Origin of the sequence: Salinibacter grassmerensis (genome assembly GCF_947077765.1) — a bacterium.
Taxonomy (GTDB): Bacteria; Bacteroidota; Rhodothermia; order Rhodothermales; family Salinibacteraceae; genus Salinibacter; species Salinibacter grassmerensis.
This window is the reverse complement of record NZ_CAMTTF010000003.1, coordinates 107332-123795: the sequence shown is the minus strand read 5'-3', so window position 1 is coordinate 123795 and position 16464 is coordinate 107332. Positions and strand designations below refer to the sequence as shown.

Below are 16464 nucleotides of genomic sequence, written 5' to 3'. Positions count from 1 at the left end.
ATCGGTGGAGGGGCTACGATGCAGCCGGGGTTTCCTCGGGTGCGGGGGCGTTCGAAGTATCGTTGGTCGAGACGTCGGGGGCGTGAGTGGGGGCTTCGCTCGAGTCGGGGGACTCCCAGGCCCGAGCACGGTCCAGGGCCTTCGACCAGCCGGTTCGCAGCGTTTCGACGCGATCCTGCGGCATCGAAGGGGTAAACATCTGATCCAGCTCCCACTGGTCCTGAATCTCGGATTGGCTGTCCCAGTAGCCGACGGCAAGGCCTGCGAGGTAGGCCGCCCCCAGGGCGGTGGTCTCCAGGATTTTGGGGCGCACCACGGGGATGTCGAGAATGTCGGACTGGAACTGCAGAAGGAGGTCGTTGGCCGCCGCCCCCCCGTCGGCCCCCAACTCCGTCGTCTCGATGCCGGAGTCGGCCTCCATCGCGTCGATCACGTCGGCCACCTGGTAGGCCATGCTCTCAACGGCGGCCCGGGCGAGGTGACCGCGGTTCGCCCCGCGGGTTAGCCCGCTGATTGTGCCGCGGGCATACTGGTCCCAGTAGGGGGCGCCGAGGCCCGTGAAGGCCGGCACAAAATAGACACCGCCGTTGTCGTCCACGGTGCGGGCGAGGCGCTCGACCTCCGCGGCCTCGCGGATGATCTTGAGCTCGTCGCGGAGCCACTGCACCACCGCCCCAGCGACAAAGATGGAGCCCTCCAGTGCGTAGTACGTCGTGCCGTCGATCTGGTAGGCGATCGTGGTGAGCAGGTTGTGCTCGGAGGTCACCGCCGTCTCGCCGGTGTTCTGGAGGAGGAAGGCCCCCGTGCCGTATGTGTTCTTACCGAGGCCCGGCGTGGTGCACATCTGGCCGAACAGTGCGGCCTGCTGGTCCCCCGCGATGCCCGCAATGGGCACCTCATCGTCGAACGGGCCGCTCCGGGTCGTGCCGTATACCTCGCTGCTGTCCCGCACCTCGGGAAGCATAGACCGGGGGATGTCGAGAATGTCGAGGAGCTCGGGGTCCCATTCCCCCTCGTGGATGTTGTAGAGAAGGGTTCGCGAAGCGTTGGTGGCGTCGGTGACGTGATGCTTGCCGTTCGTCATGCGCCAGACGAGCCAGCTATCGACCGTGCCGAACGCCAACTCGCTGTTTTCCGCGCGCTCACGGGCTCCATCCACATTGTCCAGCAGCCACTTGATCTTCGTCCCGGAAAAATATGCATCAATGATGAGGCCCGTCTTCTCCTGAATGAGATCCAGGTGCCCTCGATCTTTGAGCCGGTCGCAGAGCCCCGAGGTGCGCCGGTCCTGCCAGACGATGGCGTTGTGGATTGGGGCGCCGGTGGCCCGATCCCACACGATGGTTGTCTCGCGCTGGTTGGTGATTCCGATGGCCGCCAGGTCCTCGGCCTCAACGTTTGCCCGGGTCATGGCTTCTGAGGCGGTCCCCATCTGGGTGGACCAGATTTCATTCGCGTCGTGCTCCACCCATCCAGGCTTCGGGTAGTGCTGCTCAAACTCCTTCTGGGCAACGGTTTGTACCTGCCCCTGTGCGTCGAAAAGAATGGACCGCGAACTCGTCGTCCCCTGATCAAGCGCGAGTATGTACTGCATCGGTTGAGTGACGTCTTTGGAAGTCAGCCCGGTGCGGAAAAACCTGCACGCTGCGGTGCCTGCACCACGCGGTCAAACTCGGACCGAATGGTGGAAGGGCTTTTGCTGAAGAGGGGTCCCGAGCGGGGAAACTGTTACGATTCGGCACATGCTGGACTTCGTGCCCACCATTTCATCGCAAATGAAGTATAGGAAGCGCTTTTCCGAGTCGGTAGTGTGATCTTCCGAGAAAATGCTTCCATCTTCCCAAATCGGACGCCCCCCTGGCTTTTGTGCGGCGGGTCCGTATATCTTCTCGAATCCGCTTTGGGGACAGTTTGACGTTTCTATCGAACCGTTTGTCCGATGAATCGGAAAAGGCGCTGGCCACCGACTTGGGCTCCGCATCGAGAACTGGTGCTCACGACTGTATTCATGCACCTTCAGGAATATGTCCCGATCTTTTCGGCCAACTCCGTATGGGGAGGCGTCCGAATCCCTTGTCAACTATCGATTGGGCGTGGGCGGTGATGAGGCACGACTCTCCTTTTATGTCGTGGAGGAGCCGGCTCGCGACGTGTCCTTCCGAGCCCCACACCTTACATATTATGGACTGGTCAACGGGACGGCAAAGGTAGACGTGGAAGGGGAGGAGGAATTGGCCGTCCAGGCGGGCGAGTCGCTGGTCGTGCCTCCGCTTCAGACAATCACGGTCGACTTTCCTGCGGCCGACGAGGTTCCGACCCGGTACGTGGTGCTGCGGGTCGATCGGTCGCAGGTCCGCTCCATTCTCGATCGCGTCGCGAGTGATGTGCCGTCGGGTGCCACGGTTCAGGGAGGGTCTGGGGACGAGCGCGCCTATTTCCACGTGGAGGGAAACGAGGGAATTGCCCGTGTGCTTGAAATGGTCGCGTACTTATTCCGGGAAGACCCGCCCAACCGCGACCGCCTGATCGACCTGAACGCGATGGAGCTGCTCATTCAGATGCTCCAGACCCCTTCGCGTCCTCTTCTCGTCGGGGAGCTTCCCCGAAATACGTCTGCCGGCGGATTGGCCGCGGCCGTGCAGTACATTCAGGACAACCTCGACCGGCACATCTCGATTGATGAGCTGGTGGAGGAAGCCTGCATGAGCAAGTCCAGTTTCTACCGGCACTTCAGCGACGAATTCGACATGTCCCCGCTGGAGTACATCACGCGGGAGCGGGTCGTTCGGGCGCGAGAATTGCTGGCGGATTCGGACAACACCGTGACCAATGTGAGTCACGCCCTGGGCTTTAGTAGCACCAGCCACTTCATCGACATGTTTAAAGAGCATGAGGGCGTAACCCCCAAGCAGTATCAGATGGACCTCTTGGATTAACGTTTGCGTCCGATAGGAAGCGCTTCCGTCGTCTCTCGCGACTGAGGGACGTTCAGACCATATCACCCGTTCATTCCCGATCTATGTCCTCCATCACGCTGTTCGGTGCCGGGAGCTGGGGCACAGCCATGTCCGTACACTTGGCGTCGGCGGGACGTGACGTTGTCCTGTGGGCACGCCGTCCCGAGGTGGCCGAAGAAATTCGCCGCACCTCCCACAACCCGACGTACCTCCCCGAGTTGCTCATTCCGTCCTCCGTGTACATTACTACCGATCTGGAGACGGCCGCGGAGGCATCTGATCTGTGGGGCATGGCCATGCCGTCCCAGCAGCTCCGGGGGCGGGCCGAGCATCTCCGCCGGCACGTGCACCCGGACGTTCGGCTCGTGGCCCTGTCGAAGGGCATCGAGAACGAGACGCTGCTCACCATGTCCCAGGTCCTCGACGATGTCTTCGAGTCGGTGCCGTCGGATCAGATCGGGGCGCTGTACGGCCCCAGCCACGCCGAGGAGGTAGCCGAGGGGCGCCCCACGGCCGTCGTGGCGGCGGCCCCCGACGAGGCGGAGGCCCAGTACATCCAGAAAGTGTTCATGACTGAGCGCCTGCGCGTGTACATGAACACGGACGTGCTCGGGGTCGAAATTGGGGGCTCTGCCAAGAATGTCCTCGCCATCGCCGCGGGGATTGCCGACGGGGTGAGCTATGGGGACAACGCCAAAGCTGCACTGGTCACGCGCGGCCTGGCCGAGATTCGACGTCTGGGACAGGCCCTCGGGGCCGATCCGCAAACCTTCGCGGGCCTGGCGGGCATCGGCGATCTCGTCGTGACCTGCATGAGCCAGCACAGCCGCAACCGGTATCTGGGGGAGCAGATCAGTACGGGGAAGAGCCTCGACGAGGCCCTCAACGACATGGCGATGGTTGCGGAAGGGGTGCGGACGACGCGCTCCGTCTACAACCTGGCGAAGCACCACGGGGTGGAGATGCCCATCACAGAGGCCGTTCACGCCATTCTATTCGACGACAAGAGCCCCCGGAAGATGGTAAAACGCCTCATGACCCGTTCGGCCAAGCACGAAAACTGGCTTCCGACCACCCTGGAGCAGTAGGGCAGCGTGTCGCCGGTCGGCAAGCGGCAGCCCCCGAGTCCTCGTTCTTGTTGACACAGATTGCTCATTCCATGTCGTACGCCCCGTCGGACGGCCCAGCCCCGTCTGGTGCCCTGGAATCGGTCATGACGCTTGAGCAGTTCATTCTCGACCGTCGTGGGCGCTTCCCGCAATCGACCGGCGCGTTTTCACGGCTCCTGCGCGACGTCAGCGTGGCGGCGAAGATTATCAACCACAACATTCGGCGGGCGGGCATTCTCGACGTCATGGGGGAGAGTGGGACCGTGAACGTGCAGGACGAGAAGCAGAAGAAACTCGACGAGATTGCCGATCGGGAGCTCGAACGTGCCCTGCGGCGGGGCGGGGAGTGCTGTCTGATCGGCTCGGAGGAGCAGCCGGAAACGATCTCCCTCTCGCCGCGGGGCGACTTCCAAGAGCGCTTCGCGGTGTTTTTCGATCCGCTCGACGGGTCGAGCAACACGGACGTCAATGCATCGGTGGGGACGATCTTCAGCGTCTACACCCTCCCCGAAGACGTTGAGCAGAACGATGCCCTCGATGTGGCCCTTCGACCGGGCGCGGAGCAGGTGGCGGCGGGGTACGTGGCCTACGGCTCGTCGACCATGTTTGTCTTCACGACCGGCAACGGCGTCAACGGCTTTACCCTGGATCCGGGCATTGGGGAGTTTCTGCTGACGCATCCGAACCTCCAGATCCCGCAGGAGCGGGCGATGTATTCGATCAACGAGGCCGATATTGATGACTTCTCGGCGGAGCTTCGCTCGTTTCTGCGGTGGCTCAAGACTAAGGACCCGGACACGGGGCAGCGCGTCCGTGCTCGCTACATCGGCTCCTTCGTGTCCGACTTCCACCGGAATTTGTTGACGGGGGGGTTGTACATGTACCCGGCCACAGAGGATCATCCGAAGGGAAAGCTGCGCCTGATGTACGAGGCCAATCCCATGGCCTTCCTCGTGGAGCAGGCTGGGGGGCGGGCGTCCACGGGCCACCAGCGCATTCTCGACCTTCCCCCCGATGACCTCCACCAGCGCACTCCATTGTTTATTGGCAGCGCACCGCTGGTGAAAGCGGCGGAAGCGTACCTGCAGGGCCGCGAGGCGGAGGTCGCGAGCAGGGCCTGAACGTTGGCCGCAACGGGTCGTACGAGCGACGCGTTTGTCGTCCGATATCTCTCCCGTACCACATGTCCGACGAGCCGTCCACTGCGGCCATCAACCCGCCGCGAAAGTCCCTCGATGCCATGCGCCGCCCGGAATCCCTCGATCGGTCGTTCGAGGGGTGGTCCGAAAAGGTCTTCGCGATGCTGGATCGGCTCCGGGCCGAGCCCCACATCGACCAGTACAAAAAGGAGAAGCCGGGAGTCACGGACCACCTAAAAGATCCTTTCCGGCGCTACCGCGATGATCTGGTGGTGAACTGGGTGCTCCCGAACCGGCTCGGGTTCGAGACCGAGAAATACGTCTTCAGCCGCCTGCTCAAAAATGACTTTGGGGCCGGCGGCTGCAACGACAATTTGTGGATGTCTTTCTATCGGCCGGAGACGCGCCGCCTCGAAGACGTCCAGATCACCCACCGCGTCTCCCCGGATGGATTTGCGGTGGGCATCTACGTCGGATCCCACGCAACGGACCTGCTGGCCCAGGCAAAGTCGCGGATCCAGGGTGCCCCCAGCACCTACCTCGACCTTGTAAACCCGTTATTGCAAAGAAAAGACTGGCGGCTCCAGACGCACGGCAGGTCGGGCGGAAGCAAGACAAAAACTGACTTCGAGGCCCCCATAGACCACGTTCCGGACAGCGTGGACGGGGCGAACGGGATTCACGTGCGCCACTACATTGGTCGCGAAGAGACCCTCGACCTTGGGGCGGAGTTGGTCGACCGCGCGCTCGATCTCGTCCTCGACGTCTGGCCAATCTACCGGTTTTATCTGGCCGACGAATTCGCGTAGGATCCCCGTCTAGACAGGCGGAGGGAGGCACTTCCAGGCTCTACATTTCTCGACACCAGTCGATTTTCACGAATGCCCAATCTCATCCAGACGTCGACCGACGGCCTTGTTCGTACCCTTCGTCTCAATCGCCCCGACAAGCGCAACGCCCTAAACGCCGAACTGGTGACGGCGCTGAAGAACGACCTGGACGCTGCGGAGGAGGACGCGTCCCTCCGCGCCATCGTGCTGACCGGGGCCGGTTCGGCCTTTTCCGCCGGGGCGGATCTGTCCTCGCTTCGGGCCATGCGCGAAGCGGGGCCGACGGCGAACCAGAAAGACTCCCGCCACCTCGCGGAGCTCTTCCGCCGGATTTACCAGTCTTCGATACCCGTTATTGCAAAGGTCAACGGCCACGCCATCGGGGGCGGGTGTGGGCTCGCGTCCGTCTGCGACTTTGCATACGTGTCGGAGGGGGCGAGGCTCGGGTTCTCGGAGGTGCGCATCGGGTTTGTGCCGGCCATCGTGATGGTGTTTCTGCGGCGGAAACTGGGGGAGACGCAGACTCGAAACCTGCTACTCCGGGGGCGTCTGGTGGACGCGTCCCGGGCCGCGGAGATGGGACTGGTCACCCGCGTCGTTTCGGAAGACGAGCTCGACGAGGCGGTGGGCAATCTGGCCCACGAACTTGCGCGGGAAACGAGCGGCTCGGCGGTGGCGCTCACGAAGCAGATGCTTGCGCGGGTGCCCGGAATGGGGCTCGACGAGGCGCTCGACTACGCGGTACAGATGAATGCCTTTGCCCGTGGCACGGACGACTGTCAGGCGGGCATCGAAGCCTTCCTCAACGATGAAGACCCCCCCTGGAAACAGGAAGCCCAGGGGTGAGGAACGGGCGGTTCCTCAGCAGGTAAAGATATTCCACTCATGATGCACTCTGAGTTGGGCACACAAATTTTACGTGCTGGAGTGTAAACTCCGGAGTAAGGCTGTTATTCTAGTATAGCTGGAGGGTGGTATTTGCCGATCCGTGACTACTTTGCTTGACCATTACTTTTAGACCTATGGGTAAAAATGTTGCAGAGAAGCTAATCGACAGCCATCTCGCTGACGGAAGCTTCGAGGACGTGGAGGTGGGGAAGGAAATCGGTCTCGAAATGGACCAGACCCTCACTCAGGACGCCACCGGCACGATGGTGATGCTGGAGTTTGAGGCGATGGGCATTCCCCGCGTCCAGACCGAGCTTTCGGCGCAGTACGTCGATCACAATCTCATTCAGTCCGACTTTAAGAACCCGGACGACCACCTCTTCCTGCGCAGCGCCTGCAAGAAGTTTGGCGCGTGGTACAGCCGCCCGGGCAACGGCGTGAGCCACCCGGTGCACCAGGAGCGGTTTGGAGAGCCGGGCAAGACGCTGATTGGCTCCGACAGTCACTCGCCCGCCGCGGGCGCCATCGGCATGCTCGCCATCGGGGCCGGCGGTCTCGATGTCGCCATGGCAATGGCCGGCAAGCCGTACACGATCAACATGCCGGAGGTCTGGGGTGTGAAGCTCACCGGGGAACTGCCCGACTGGGTAAGCGCAAAGGATGTCATCCTCACCATGTTGGAGCGTCACGACGTGGATGGAGGCGTGGGGCAGGTCATTGAGTATTATGGCCCAGGCCTTGACAGCCTCAGCTGCATGGACCGGCACGTCATCGCCAACATGGGGACGGAGCTGGGTGCGACCAGCACGGTCTTCCCGTCCGACGACGAAGTGCGGGCGTTCCTCCGCCGCCAGGGCCGCGAAGAGGTCTTCCAGGAGATCCAGGCCGACGAGGACGCCGACTACGACGAGTACGAAGAGATCAACCTTTCGGAGCTGGAGCCGAAGATCGCGAAGCCCAGCAGCCCGGGCAACGTCGTGCCGGTGCGAGAGGTGGAGGGTCAGGAGATCTACCAAAGCTACGTGGGTTCTTCCGCCAACCCTGGCTTCCGTGACTTCGCCAGCGCCGCCGAGATTGTGGATGGCCACCAGGTGCACGACCGGGTGTCCTTCGACGTGAACCCGACCTCGCGGCAGATCTTGGAGAACCTGATGAACTCCGGGCACCTCCAGATGCTGACCCGCGCCGGCGCCCGCATCCACCAGGCCGGCTGCAACGGCTGCATTGGCATGGGCCAGGCGCCCGCCACCGGTCAGATCTCGGTGCGCACGGTGCCCCGCAACTTCCCAGGCCGCTCCGGCACGAAGGAAGACGCGGTATTCCTCGTGAGCCCGGAGACGGCCGCTGCCTCGGCGCTCACCGGCGAGATTACCGACCCGCGCGATCTGGCAGACCTTTACGACATGGAGTATCCGGACGCGGAGACGCCGGATCAGATCAGCGTCAACACCGATCAACTCGTGGAGCCGCTGAGCGAGGAGGAGGCGAAGAACGTCGACCTCGAGAAGGGCCCGAACGTCGTTTCGCTGCCCGAGTTTGAGCCGCTTCAGAACTCGTTTGACCTGCCGGTTCTCTTGAAGGTGGGCGACGACGTTTCTACCGACGAAATCATGCCGGCTGGCTCACGCATTCTGCCCTACCGCTCCAACATCCCGAAGATTTCGGAGTTCGTCTTCGAGCAGGTCGATGAGAGCTTCTTCGACCGTGCCATGGAGCACCAAGAGAATGGCTTTGCCGTCGTCGGCGGTACGAACTACGGGCAGGGGTCGAGCCGGGAGCACGCCGCCATCGCGCCGCGCTGGCTCGGCACCCGCGTCAAGATTGCCAAGAGCTACGCCCGAATCCACCGGCAGAACCTGGCCAACTTCGGAATCCTGCCGCTCTTGTTCAAGGACGACGAGTCCTACGACAGCATTGAGCAGGGCGATACCCTGCAGCTCCGCAACCTGCGCGATCAGGTGCAGTCCGGAACGGACGTGGAGGTCACGAACGCAGACAAGGATGAGACCTACGTCGTGGAGCACGACCTGTCCGACCGAGAGCTCGAAATGGTGCTCGAGGGGAGCCAGATTAGCGTGGTAAAGAAGGAGTTCGCCGGCGTGGAAGCGTAACGTCGCTCTGGCTTAGCAATGAGACGGACGGGGGAGCCCGCAGTGGCTTCCCCGTTCCGTATTTGGGGGTGCTCTGATCGTATACTTTGGTGCGACGGACTTTTCGGTTTCGGATGGGTGACGATCATACGACGGATTTGCCCCGCCCGTTCTACGACGGTTGGTCTGCGCGCCGCCGCCCCGCGGCGCGGGCGTTTTGGCACTGGCACTCGGCCCTTAAGAGCCCGACGGTGCCAGCGGGCCAAGACGTGGAGGCCTATTTTGACGAGGAGCGAGCACGGGCGGAGGCGGCCCAGCCGCTCCGGGGAATGCCTGAAGAGACCGCGTCCGCCGCCTACGAGGCGTGTGAGACCCATGACCTGACCCTGGACTGGCTTGGGGCGCAGGTTGAAGCCGCACGTCTGCTCGTGGGGAAGACCCGCTTCCAAAACTCCGATCAGCTGGAGACCTTCGTCCGGCTCTGGGCCGCGCCCCATGCCCGTCTTCTTGGGCACCTGGCGGGCCTGACCAATTCTGTGCAGACTGGGTGGGTCGACGAACTGGCCCGTGGGTTTTTTCACCTGACGCATCTCCTCCGGCTGCCCGCCGACCTAGCACAGGGACGTCTCTTCGTGCCACTTGAAGAGCTCCGTCAGTACGATGTCACGGTGGAGCAGCTCCGAACGGGGCCGGCTACGGAGGGAGCCCGTCGGCTGCTCTGGAAGCAGAGTGTCCGGGTGCGCGACGCCCTGCAGCGAGGCCGATCGTTGGCCGAAGACCTTGGGGTTCGGAAGCGCTACGCTCTGCTTCGGTACTGGCACGGTGCCCTCGCTCTGCTGGACGAATTGGATCGACGTGATTACGACCTCTGGTCGGCCCCCGTCGAGTTGTCGCGATTCCGTCGGCTGGAGGTGTATCTGCTCATGCTCTTCGGCCGCCGATAGCGCCCAACCAACCGCGGTACGTTACAAATCACAGTGTGTAAGACCATGACAACCTATAAAGAGGCTGGTGTTGACGTTGAAGCCGGCGAAGAAACGGTCGACCGCATTCGGTCGAGCGTGCAAGAAACCTTTACGCCCGGCGTACTGGCCGACATTGGGGCCTTCGGGTCATTCTTCGAGCCGGACCTGGAGGGCATGGACGAGCCAGTGCTCGTCTCGTCCATCGATGGGGTGGGCACCAAGTTGAAGGTGGCGTCCCGCGCCGAGCGCTACGATACGGTAGGGCAGGATTTGGTGAACCACTGCGTAAACGACGTGGCCGTGTGTGGGGCCCAGCCCTTGTACTTTCTCGACTATTACGGGGTAGGCGCCCTTGAGCCCGACACGGCGGAGGCGGTCGTGGGGGGGTTCGCGACGGCCTGTGACGAGAATGGATGCGCGTTGGTGGGCGGAGAGATTGCGGAAATGCCGGATGTGTACGGCGAGGGCGACTTCGATCTGGTGGGGACGGTCGTCGGGCTCGTGGACAAGGGCGAGATCGTGACGGGGGACGAGGTAGCCCCCGGGGACGTGCTCCTCGGGCTGCCCTCGACCGGCGTCCACACCAACGGCTACACCCTCGCCCGGAGCGTTCTCTTCGACGCGTTCACCGTAGACGATTGCCCCTCCGAACTGGGAGGGATGTCGGTGGGAGAGGCGCTGCTTCGCGTTCACCGGTCGTACCTGCGCCCGATCCGAGCGCTCGCGGAGGCCGGTCTTGCCCGTGGACTCGCGCACATCACCGGTGGGGGGCTTCCGAACAATCTTCGCCGGGTGGTGCCGGACGCGTGTGCAGCGGTAGTCGATTACGACGCCTGGGATCGCCCGTCCATCTTCTCGTTGATTCAAGAGCTCGGGGATGTGCCGGAAGACGACATGCGGCAAACCTTTAACCTCGGGATCGGTCTGGTGGCTGTGGTGCGGGCGGAGGATGTATCTCGGGCCGTTGATAAACTGGAGGCGGTCGGCGAATCGCCGATCCGAATGGGCCGGATTGATGACGCAGAGGCCTCCTCCTAGCTGTTTCGAGGTGAAGTACCGGGATGGATCGACCGGTTCCCCCGGAACATTTGGCGTCAAATAAGAGATACGATAGGCACTAAATTCCCGAGGCGCGTCGACGCACCTCGGTCCTGCCTTCGCGCCGCACTCTCAATCCGCTCACCGCTGCTGGGGTGTCGACATGTGGTCGCTGACCGTCATACTGCTCATCAGTTATTTCCTGGGGTCCGTTCCCGGCGCGCTGTGGTCGAGCAAGGCCCTACACGGGGTGGACATCCGCAATCATGGAAGTCATAATTGCGGGGCCACCAATGCCTTCCGCGTCGTGGGGTGGCAGGCGGGCGCGCTGGCGACGGTCGTGGATTTTGGGAAGGGCTTCCTCGCGGCGGGCGTCGTGGCATCGGTGATCCGCATTGATCCCATCCCGCCCAGCCTGTCGCTGTTTGGGGGAGACCCGTTCGTGGTCTTGGGACTGCTCGCCGGACTTGGGGCGGTGATCGGTCACATGTATCCCATCTTTGCCCGGTTCGAGGGCGGGAAGGGCGTAAACACGGCCGCCGGGATGCTTTTTGCGCTCACGCCCCTCACCATGGCGATTACGCTTGCGGTCTTCGTGACGGTGTTGCTGTCCTCTCGCTACGTGTCGCTGTCCTCAATCACCGCCGCCGTGGCGTTTCCGACCCTTGTGGCCTTTCGCCGCTTCGGGTTTGGGGCCGACCTCGACCCGAGCCTGCTCGTCTTTGGGGGGCTCCTCGCGCTGTCCATTGTGGTGGCGCACCGGTCCAACATTCAGCGCCTCCTGAACGGCACCGAAAGCCAGATTAGCTCCTTCGAGCCGGCCCAGGGCATGCGGGGGCGTGGAGAACTTTGACGAAGGTCCCGGCGCCCCTTTCAGTACATCTGCCGCAGGGGGCGTCCCTGCCTAGGGCCCATTTTGGACTGAAAGCCGTCGGCCCCGCGCCCGATTCTTTGCATTCAGACGACTTCTCATGTCGACGTCGATTACGCTCTTCGGAGCCGGAAGCTGGGGAACGGCCCTCGCTGTTCACCTCGCCGCTGCGGGGCGCAACGTGACCCTCTGGGCCCGCCGCGACGAAGCGGTCGAGCGGATGCGGGCAACGCACCACAACCCGACGTACCTCTCTGATATTGAGATCCCATCGTCCGTGCACGTGACGTCGGACCTTGAGGCCGCCGCGGGGGCCTCGTCCCTGTGGGCCGTGGCGGTGCCCTCGCAGAACCTGCGCAGCGTGGCGGCCCGCATCGCGCCGCTCACTCGCCCGGGGACGACCGTGGTGTCGTTGGCGAAAGGAATCGAAAACGACACCCTGCAGACGATGTCGCAGGTTCTGGCCGATGAACTGACGGGGATGGAGGCCCAACAGATTGGGGTGCTCTACGGGCCCAGTCACGCGGAGGAGGTGGCCGAAAACCAACCGACCACATTGGTTGCGGCCGCCCCCACCGAACCGCGGGCCGAGTGGGTCCAGAACGCCTTTATGACCGACCGTCTTCGGGTATACGTGAACACCGACGTGGTGGGCGTAGAGATTGGGGGCTCTGCGAAGAATGTCCTCGCGATTGCGGCGGGGATGGGGGATGGGGTCGGATACGGGGACAACGCCAAGGCGGCCCTCGTCACTCGTGGCCTCGCCGAGATGCGGCGCCTCGGGATTGCGATGGGGGCCAAGCCCCAAACGTTCGCTGGGTTGGCGGGCATCGGGGATCTGCTCGTGACCTGCATGAGCCAGCACAGCCGCAATCGCCACCTCGGCGAGCAAATTGGAAGAGGAAAGACGCTTGAAGAGATCGAGTCGGGAATGGACATGGTGGCGGAGGGCGTCCGGACGACCCAGTCGATTCAAGATCTCGCGCGCCATTACGACATCGAGATGCCCATCACCGAGGCGGTCCACCGTGTTCTGTTCGAGGATCAGCGGCCCGAAGACATGGTGGACGAGCTCATGACGCGATCGGCCAAGCGAGAGCATTGGCTGCCACAGAGCCTTCAGAACGTCTCTTGACCTTAGTGTTCTTCGTTGCTCCCCCCTGAGGGCTGTTGTCTCGCCTCTTCGGCCCGGCTGCACCTACTCATCGTTCGCCTGCACGACTGGTATGACGCGTCGAGAACTGGAACAGCTCGTCGACTTGGGGGAGGGAATCAGCGTGGAGTTTAAGCGCCGGGCCCCCCGGCCCGAGCGCATCGCGAAGGAAGTGGTGGCGCTGGCAAACACCAACGGTGGACGCATTGTGCTCGGCGTCAACGACGACGGAACCATCATGGGGCTGGAGCACACGTCCGAACAGGAGTTTCTCCTCCGTCAGGCCGTGAACGCCCACTCCCGACCCGTTGTGGAGTACGAGACGGAGCGGATTGTGGTGGAGCCCCGGTGCGACGTGCTCGTCGTGACGATCCCCGAAAGCAGCACCAAGCCCCACGTCGTGGTGCCCGACGAGGAGGCCCCTGAGGAGAACGGACGAACGTATGTGCGGGTCGATGCCAGCAGCATTGAGGCAAGCCCCGAGACCATTCAGGAGCTCCGTGAGCAGGAAGACCAGGTGGGGGTGACGTTCGAGTTTGGGGAGACGGAGTCCCTGCTCATGCGTTACCTGGATGACTACGGCCGCATCTCTGTGTCGCAGTTGGCTCAGCTAGCCGACATTTCACCGGAGCGAGCGTCCCAGACGCTGCTCCGTCTCACGGAGGCCGATCTTCTGCATCTCCATCCCGACCAGGACGGCGATTACTTTACGCTGAACTACTGATCGGGCGGCAACCGACGGTGGGCGACTCCAGATAAGGATCCGCTGAGCCCCACCTATTTGTTTCCGTTATTGAAAGAAAAAATGTCACTTTCGTCTACAATCAGGGAGGTCTTTCCGGTGCGTGTCGGTACACGTCTTTCGGAACGGCGGTTGGCGGATGAACGTCCCTCTGTGTCAGGATTGTTTACGCGGTGAGGCGCGCAACCAGCAGTGGCCCGATGGAAAACGGTCAAATCTCCCGAAACGCCTGTCAGTGGCAGTTGTATCTCCGAAAACGTGTGGGTAAACTATGTGTGCGCTGCTCACATCCGTTATTGAACGCCGCTGATGCCTGTTACTGAGACGATTCCGCTTCACGAGACCGCCCGCGAGCGGTACCTCAATTACGCCCTGTCCGTCATCACCAGCCGGGCCCTGCCGGACATCCGTGACGGCCTGAAGCCGGTGCAGCGTCGCATCCTCTTTGCGATGTTCGATAGCCTGAACCTGTACCCGTCCAAGCGGCACCGCAAAAGCGCGACGGTCGTGGGGGAGACAATGGGAAAGTACCACCCCCACGGCGACAAGGCCATCTACGACGCCATGGTGCGCATGGCCCAGTCGTTCTCGTTGCGGGCGCCCCTCGTCGACGGACACGGCAACTTCGGGTCGCTTGACGGCGACAGTGCGGCGGCGATGCGGTACACGGAGGCCAAGCTCCAACCCTTGGCCATGGAGATGCTGGAGGGCCTCCGCGACGAGACGGTCGACTACCGCGACAACTTTGACGGCTCGCTGGAGGAGCCGGTCGTGCTTCCCGCCCGCGTCCCCAATCTCCTGGTGAACGGGGCAAGTGGCATCGCGGTCGGAATGGCGACGAACATCCCACCGCACAATCTCGGAGAGGTGGTCGACGCGGCCCTCCACATGATCGAGGAGCCCGAGGTGGAGACCTCGACCCTCGTCCGCGATCACATTCAGGGCCCGGATTTTCCGACGGGGGGGCGCCTTCTGAATACACAAGACGAACTTACGGAGATCTACGAGACGGGCTCCGGGACGATCGAGATGCGTGGGGCCTACCGGACGAAGGGAAAGACCCGCGCCATCCTCGAGTCGGTGCCCTACGGCGTGGACAAGAGCAAGATCGTCGAAGAGATTGCCGACCACATCGCCGAGGAGAACGTCCCGCAGCTGTCGAACGTGCGCGACGAGTCGACCGACGACGTGCGCATCGTCCTAGAGCTGAAGCGGGGCTCCGATACGGAGGCGGCGATGGCCTACCTCTTCAAGCACACGAAGCTCCAGAAGCGATTCCACGTCAACCTCACCTGCCTCGTGCCGACTGAGAGCACGGACGTCAAGGCCCCGAAGCAGGTGGATCTCCGTGCCATCCTGCGGTACTTTCTCGACTTCCGACTGGACGTCGTGACCCGGCGTCTGCAGAACGAGCTGGAGGAACTGGAGGCTCGGATCCACATCCTGGAGGGCTTCGAGACGATCTTTGACGCCCTCGACGAGGCCATCGAGATGATTCGGGCCTCAAAGAACAAGGCCGACGCCGCCCAGCGGCTCATGCACCGGTTTCAGCTCGGCGAGGAGCAGACCGATGCGATTCTGGAGACGCAGCTCTATAAGCTCTCACAGATGGAGATGGAGGCGATCCGGGACGAACTGGGGGAGAAGCGAGCCCGGGCGGAGGAAATCCGTCGCCTGCTCGACGACGAGGACGCGCGCTGGGACATGGTCAGAGAGGAGCTTCAGGACATCCGCGACCAGTATACGGACGAGCGCCGCAGTACCCTCGTCGGGCCGAAGGCGGACATGGAGTACACCGAGGAGGATTACATCGTCGACGAGGATGTCCACGTCATTGTCACGCGGGACGGCTGGGTGAAACGGCAGGGGACCTACTCGGACCTCGACGCCATCCGGACCCGGGACGGGGACGAGGTGGGATGGGCCCTGGCGGGGTCGACCCGCGCCACTGTCGGCTTCTTTACGAACTACGGCACGTGCTACACCACCCGCATCACGGAAACTCCCAGCACGACCGGGTACGGCGATCCGGTACAGAAGCTGTTCTCGTTCGACGATGGGGAGCACGTGGTGGGCGTGGTCAGCTTCGACGAGCGGGCGCTGCCGGATCCGGTTCCGTCCGAGCCGAGCGAGCAAGGGGAGCTCTTCGACCCGGACGATCCCGACGCGCCGGACCAGCCCTACGTCGTGGCCCTCAGCAAGAGCGGGCAGGCGACCCGCTTTACGCTGGACGGCTACCTCGAGCCCTCGATCAGCACGGGCCGCAAGTACATGCGATTGGAGGACGAAGACGAGGTGGCGCGCGTTCACCTCGCCCGGGGCGACGAAAACATCTGCCTCGCCTCTCATGATGGGCGCGCGCTGGTCTTTCCCGTCCATCAGGTATCGGTGTACAAGGGACCTGCTAAAGGCGTGCGCGCCATCCGGCTTGAGGACAACGATCGCGTGCTTGACTTCACCCTTAGTCGGCGCGCCCGACAGGGCCTTGCCGTGGAGACGAACAACGGGCGGGAAGAGATCGTGCGCACGACGAAGTTCGACGCTACGAATCGGGGCGCGAAGGGCACGCTCGTGATCAAGCGAGGCTACTTCGCAGAGGTCTTCCCGGAGCCCGTCGAAGTGTCCCTGAACGAGACCACGTAGCCGTCGGAACCGCGATCGCGAGACATCCGCTTCCTCAGA

13 protein-coding genes are annotated in these 16464 nt (G+C 63.0%); 12 read left to right on the top strand and 1 reads right to left on the bottom strand.

Going from position 1 to position 16464, the window contains the following annotated elements:
* Positions 1–13: 13 nt before the first annotated feature.
* A complete protein-coding gene (gene glpK, locus OJB03_RS07815; RefSeq protein WP_263786352.1) occupies positions 14–1594 on the bottom strand; it encodes a glycerol kinase GlpK in 1581 nt (526 codons plus the stop codon).
* Positions 1595–2024: 430 nt separating this feature from the next.
* Between glpK and OJB03_RS07810 the strand changes: the two genes are divergently transcribed.
* The 12 genes from OJB03_RS07810 to OJB03_RS07755 all read left to right on the top strand — a co-directional run bounded on the left by OJB03_RS07810 (position 2025) and on the right by OJB03_RS07755 (position 16425).
* Positions 2025–2936: a helix-turn-helix transcriptional regulator gene (locus OJB03_RS07810; protein WP_263786351.1), complete on the top strand. Its 912-nt coding sequence runs from the start codon at positions 2025–2027 to the stop codon at positions 2934–2936.
* An 83-nt stretch (positions 2937–3019) separates the two neighbouring features.
* The gene (locus tag OJB03_RS07805) at positions 3020–4045 is read left to right on the top strand and encodes an NAD(P)H-dependent glycerol-3-phosphate dehydrogenase (protein ID WP_263786350.1); all 1026 of its coding nucleotides are present in this window, start codon (positions 3020–3022) and stop codon (positions 4043–4045) included.
* Positions 4046–4116: 71 nt separating this feature from the next.
* The gene (fbp, locus tag OJB03_RS07800) at positions 4117–5187 is read left to right on the top strand and encodes a class 1 fructose-bisphosphatase (RefSeq protein WP_263786349.1); all 1071 of its coding nucleotides are present in this window, start codon (positions 4117–4119) and stop codon (positions 5185–5187) included.
* Positions 5188–5249: 62 nt separating this feature from the next.
* Complete coding sequence (locus OJB03_RS07795; RefSeq protein WP_263786348.1) at positions 5250–6014, top strand: hypothetical protein; 765 nt, start codon at positions 5250–5252, stop codon at positions 6012–6014.
* A 72-nt stretch (positions 6015–6086) separates the two neighbouring features.
* On the top strand, positions 6087–6881 hold the full coding sequence (locus OJB03_RS07790; RefSeq protein WP_263786347.1) for an enoyl-CoA hydratase/isomerase family protein: 795 nt from the start codon (positions 6087–6089) through the stop codon (positions 6879–6881).
* A 176-nt stretch (positions 6882–7057) separates the two neighbouring features.
* A complete protein-coding gene (locus OJB03_RS07785) occupies positions 7058–9034 on the top strand; it encodes an aconitate hydratase (RefSeq protein ID WP_263786345.1) in 1977 nt (658 codons plus the stop codon).
* A gap of 113 nt (positions 9035–9147) precedes the next feature.
* On the top strand, positions 9148–9957 hold the full coding sequence (locus OJB03_RS07780; protein ID WP_263786344.1) for a phytoene/squalene synthase family protein: 810 nt from the start codon (positions 9148–9150) through the stop codon (positions 9955–9957).
* A gap of 45 nt (positions 9958–10002) precedes the next feature.
* Positions 10003–11016: a phosphoribosylformylglycinamidine cyclo-ligase gene (gene purM / locus OJB03_RS07775; RefSeq protein WP_263786343.1), complete on the top strand. Its 1014-nt coding sequence runs from the start codon at positions 10003–10005 to the stop codon at positions 11014–11016.
* 163 nt (positions 11017–11179) lie between these two features.
* On the top strand, positions 11180–11869 hold the full coding sequence (gene plsY, locus OJB03_RS07770) for a glycerol-3-phosphate 1-O-acyltransferase PlsY (RefSeq protein ID WP_263786342.1): 690 nt from the start codon (positions 11180–11182) through the stop codon (positions 11867–11869).
* A 118-nt stretch (positions 11870–11987) separates the two neighbouring features.
* The gene (locus tag OJB03_RS07765) at positions 11988–13022 is read left to right on the top strand and encodes an NAD(P)H-dependent glycerol-3-phosphate dehydrogenase (RefSeq protein WP_263786341.1); all 1035 of its coding nucleotides are present in this window, start codon (positions 11988–11990) and stop codon (positions 13020–13022) included.
* Positions 13023–13113: 91 nt separating this feature from the next.
* A complete protein-coding gene (locus OJB03_RS07760) occupies positions 13114–13764 on the top strand; it encodes an ATP-binding protein (protein ID WP_263786340.1) in 651 nt (216 codons plus the stop codon).
* Positions 13765–14091: 327 nt separating this feature from the next.
* On the top strand, positions 14092–16425 hold the full coding sequence (locus OJB03_RS07755; protein ID WP_263786339.1) for a DNA gyrase/topoisomerase IV subunit A: 2334 nt from the start codon (positions 14092–14094) through the stop codon (positions 16423–16425).
* Positions 16426–16464 lie beyond the last annotated feature (39 nt).

Coding starts and splice junctions, on each gene's coding strand:
- glpK (WP_263786352.1), bottom strand. CDS start 1,594: ATGCAGTACATACTCGCGCTTGATCAGGGGACGACGAGTTCGCGGTCC.
- OJB03_RS07810 (WP_263786351.1), top strand. CDS start 2,025: ATGTCCCGATCTTTTCGGCCAACTCCGTATGGGGAGGCGTCCGAATCC.
- OJB03_RS07805 (WP_263786350.1), top strand. CDS start 3,020: ATGTCCTCCATCACGCTGTTCGGTGCCGGGAGCTGGGGCACAGCCATG.
- fbp (WP_263786349.1), top strand. CDS start 4,117: ATGTCGTACGCCCCGTCGGACGGCCCAGCCCCGTCTGGTGCCCTGGAA.
- OJB03_RS07795 (WP_263786348.1), top strand. CDS start 5,250: ATGTCCGACGAGCCGTCCACTGCGGCCATCAACCCGCCGCGAAAGTCC.
- OJB03_RS07790 (WP_263786347.1), top strand. CDS start 6,087: ATGCCCAATCTCATCCAGACGTCGACCGACGGCCTTGTTCGTACCCTT.
- OJB03_RS07785 (WP_263786345.1), top strand. CDS start 7,058: ATGGGTAAAAATGTTGCAGAGAAGCTAATCGACAGCCATCTCGCTGAC.
- OJB03_RS07780 (WP_263786344.1), top strand. CDS start 9,148: ATGGGTGACGATCATACGACGGATTTGCCCCGCCCGTTCTACGACGGT.
- purM (WP_263786343.1), top strand. CDS start 10,003: ATGACAACCTATAAAGAGGCTGGTGTTGACGTTGAAGCCGGCGAAGAA.
- plsY (WP_263786342.1), top strand. CDS start 11,180: ATGTGGTCGCTGACCGTCATACTGCTCATCAGTTATTTCCTGGGGTCC.
- OJB03_RS07765 (WP_263786341.1), top strand. CDS start 11,988: ATGTCGACGTCGATTACGCTCTTCGGAGCCGGAAGCTGGGGAACGGCC.
- OJB03_RS07760 (WP_263786340.1), top strand. CDS start 13,114: ATGACGCGTCGAGAACTGGAACAGCTCGTCGACTTGGGGGAGGGAATC.
- OJB03_RS07755 (WP_263786339.1), top strand. CDS start 14,092: ATGCCTGTTACTGAGACGATTCCGCTTCACGAGACCGCCCGCGAGCGG.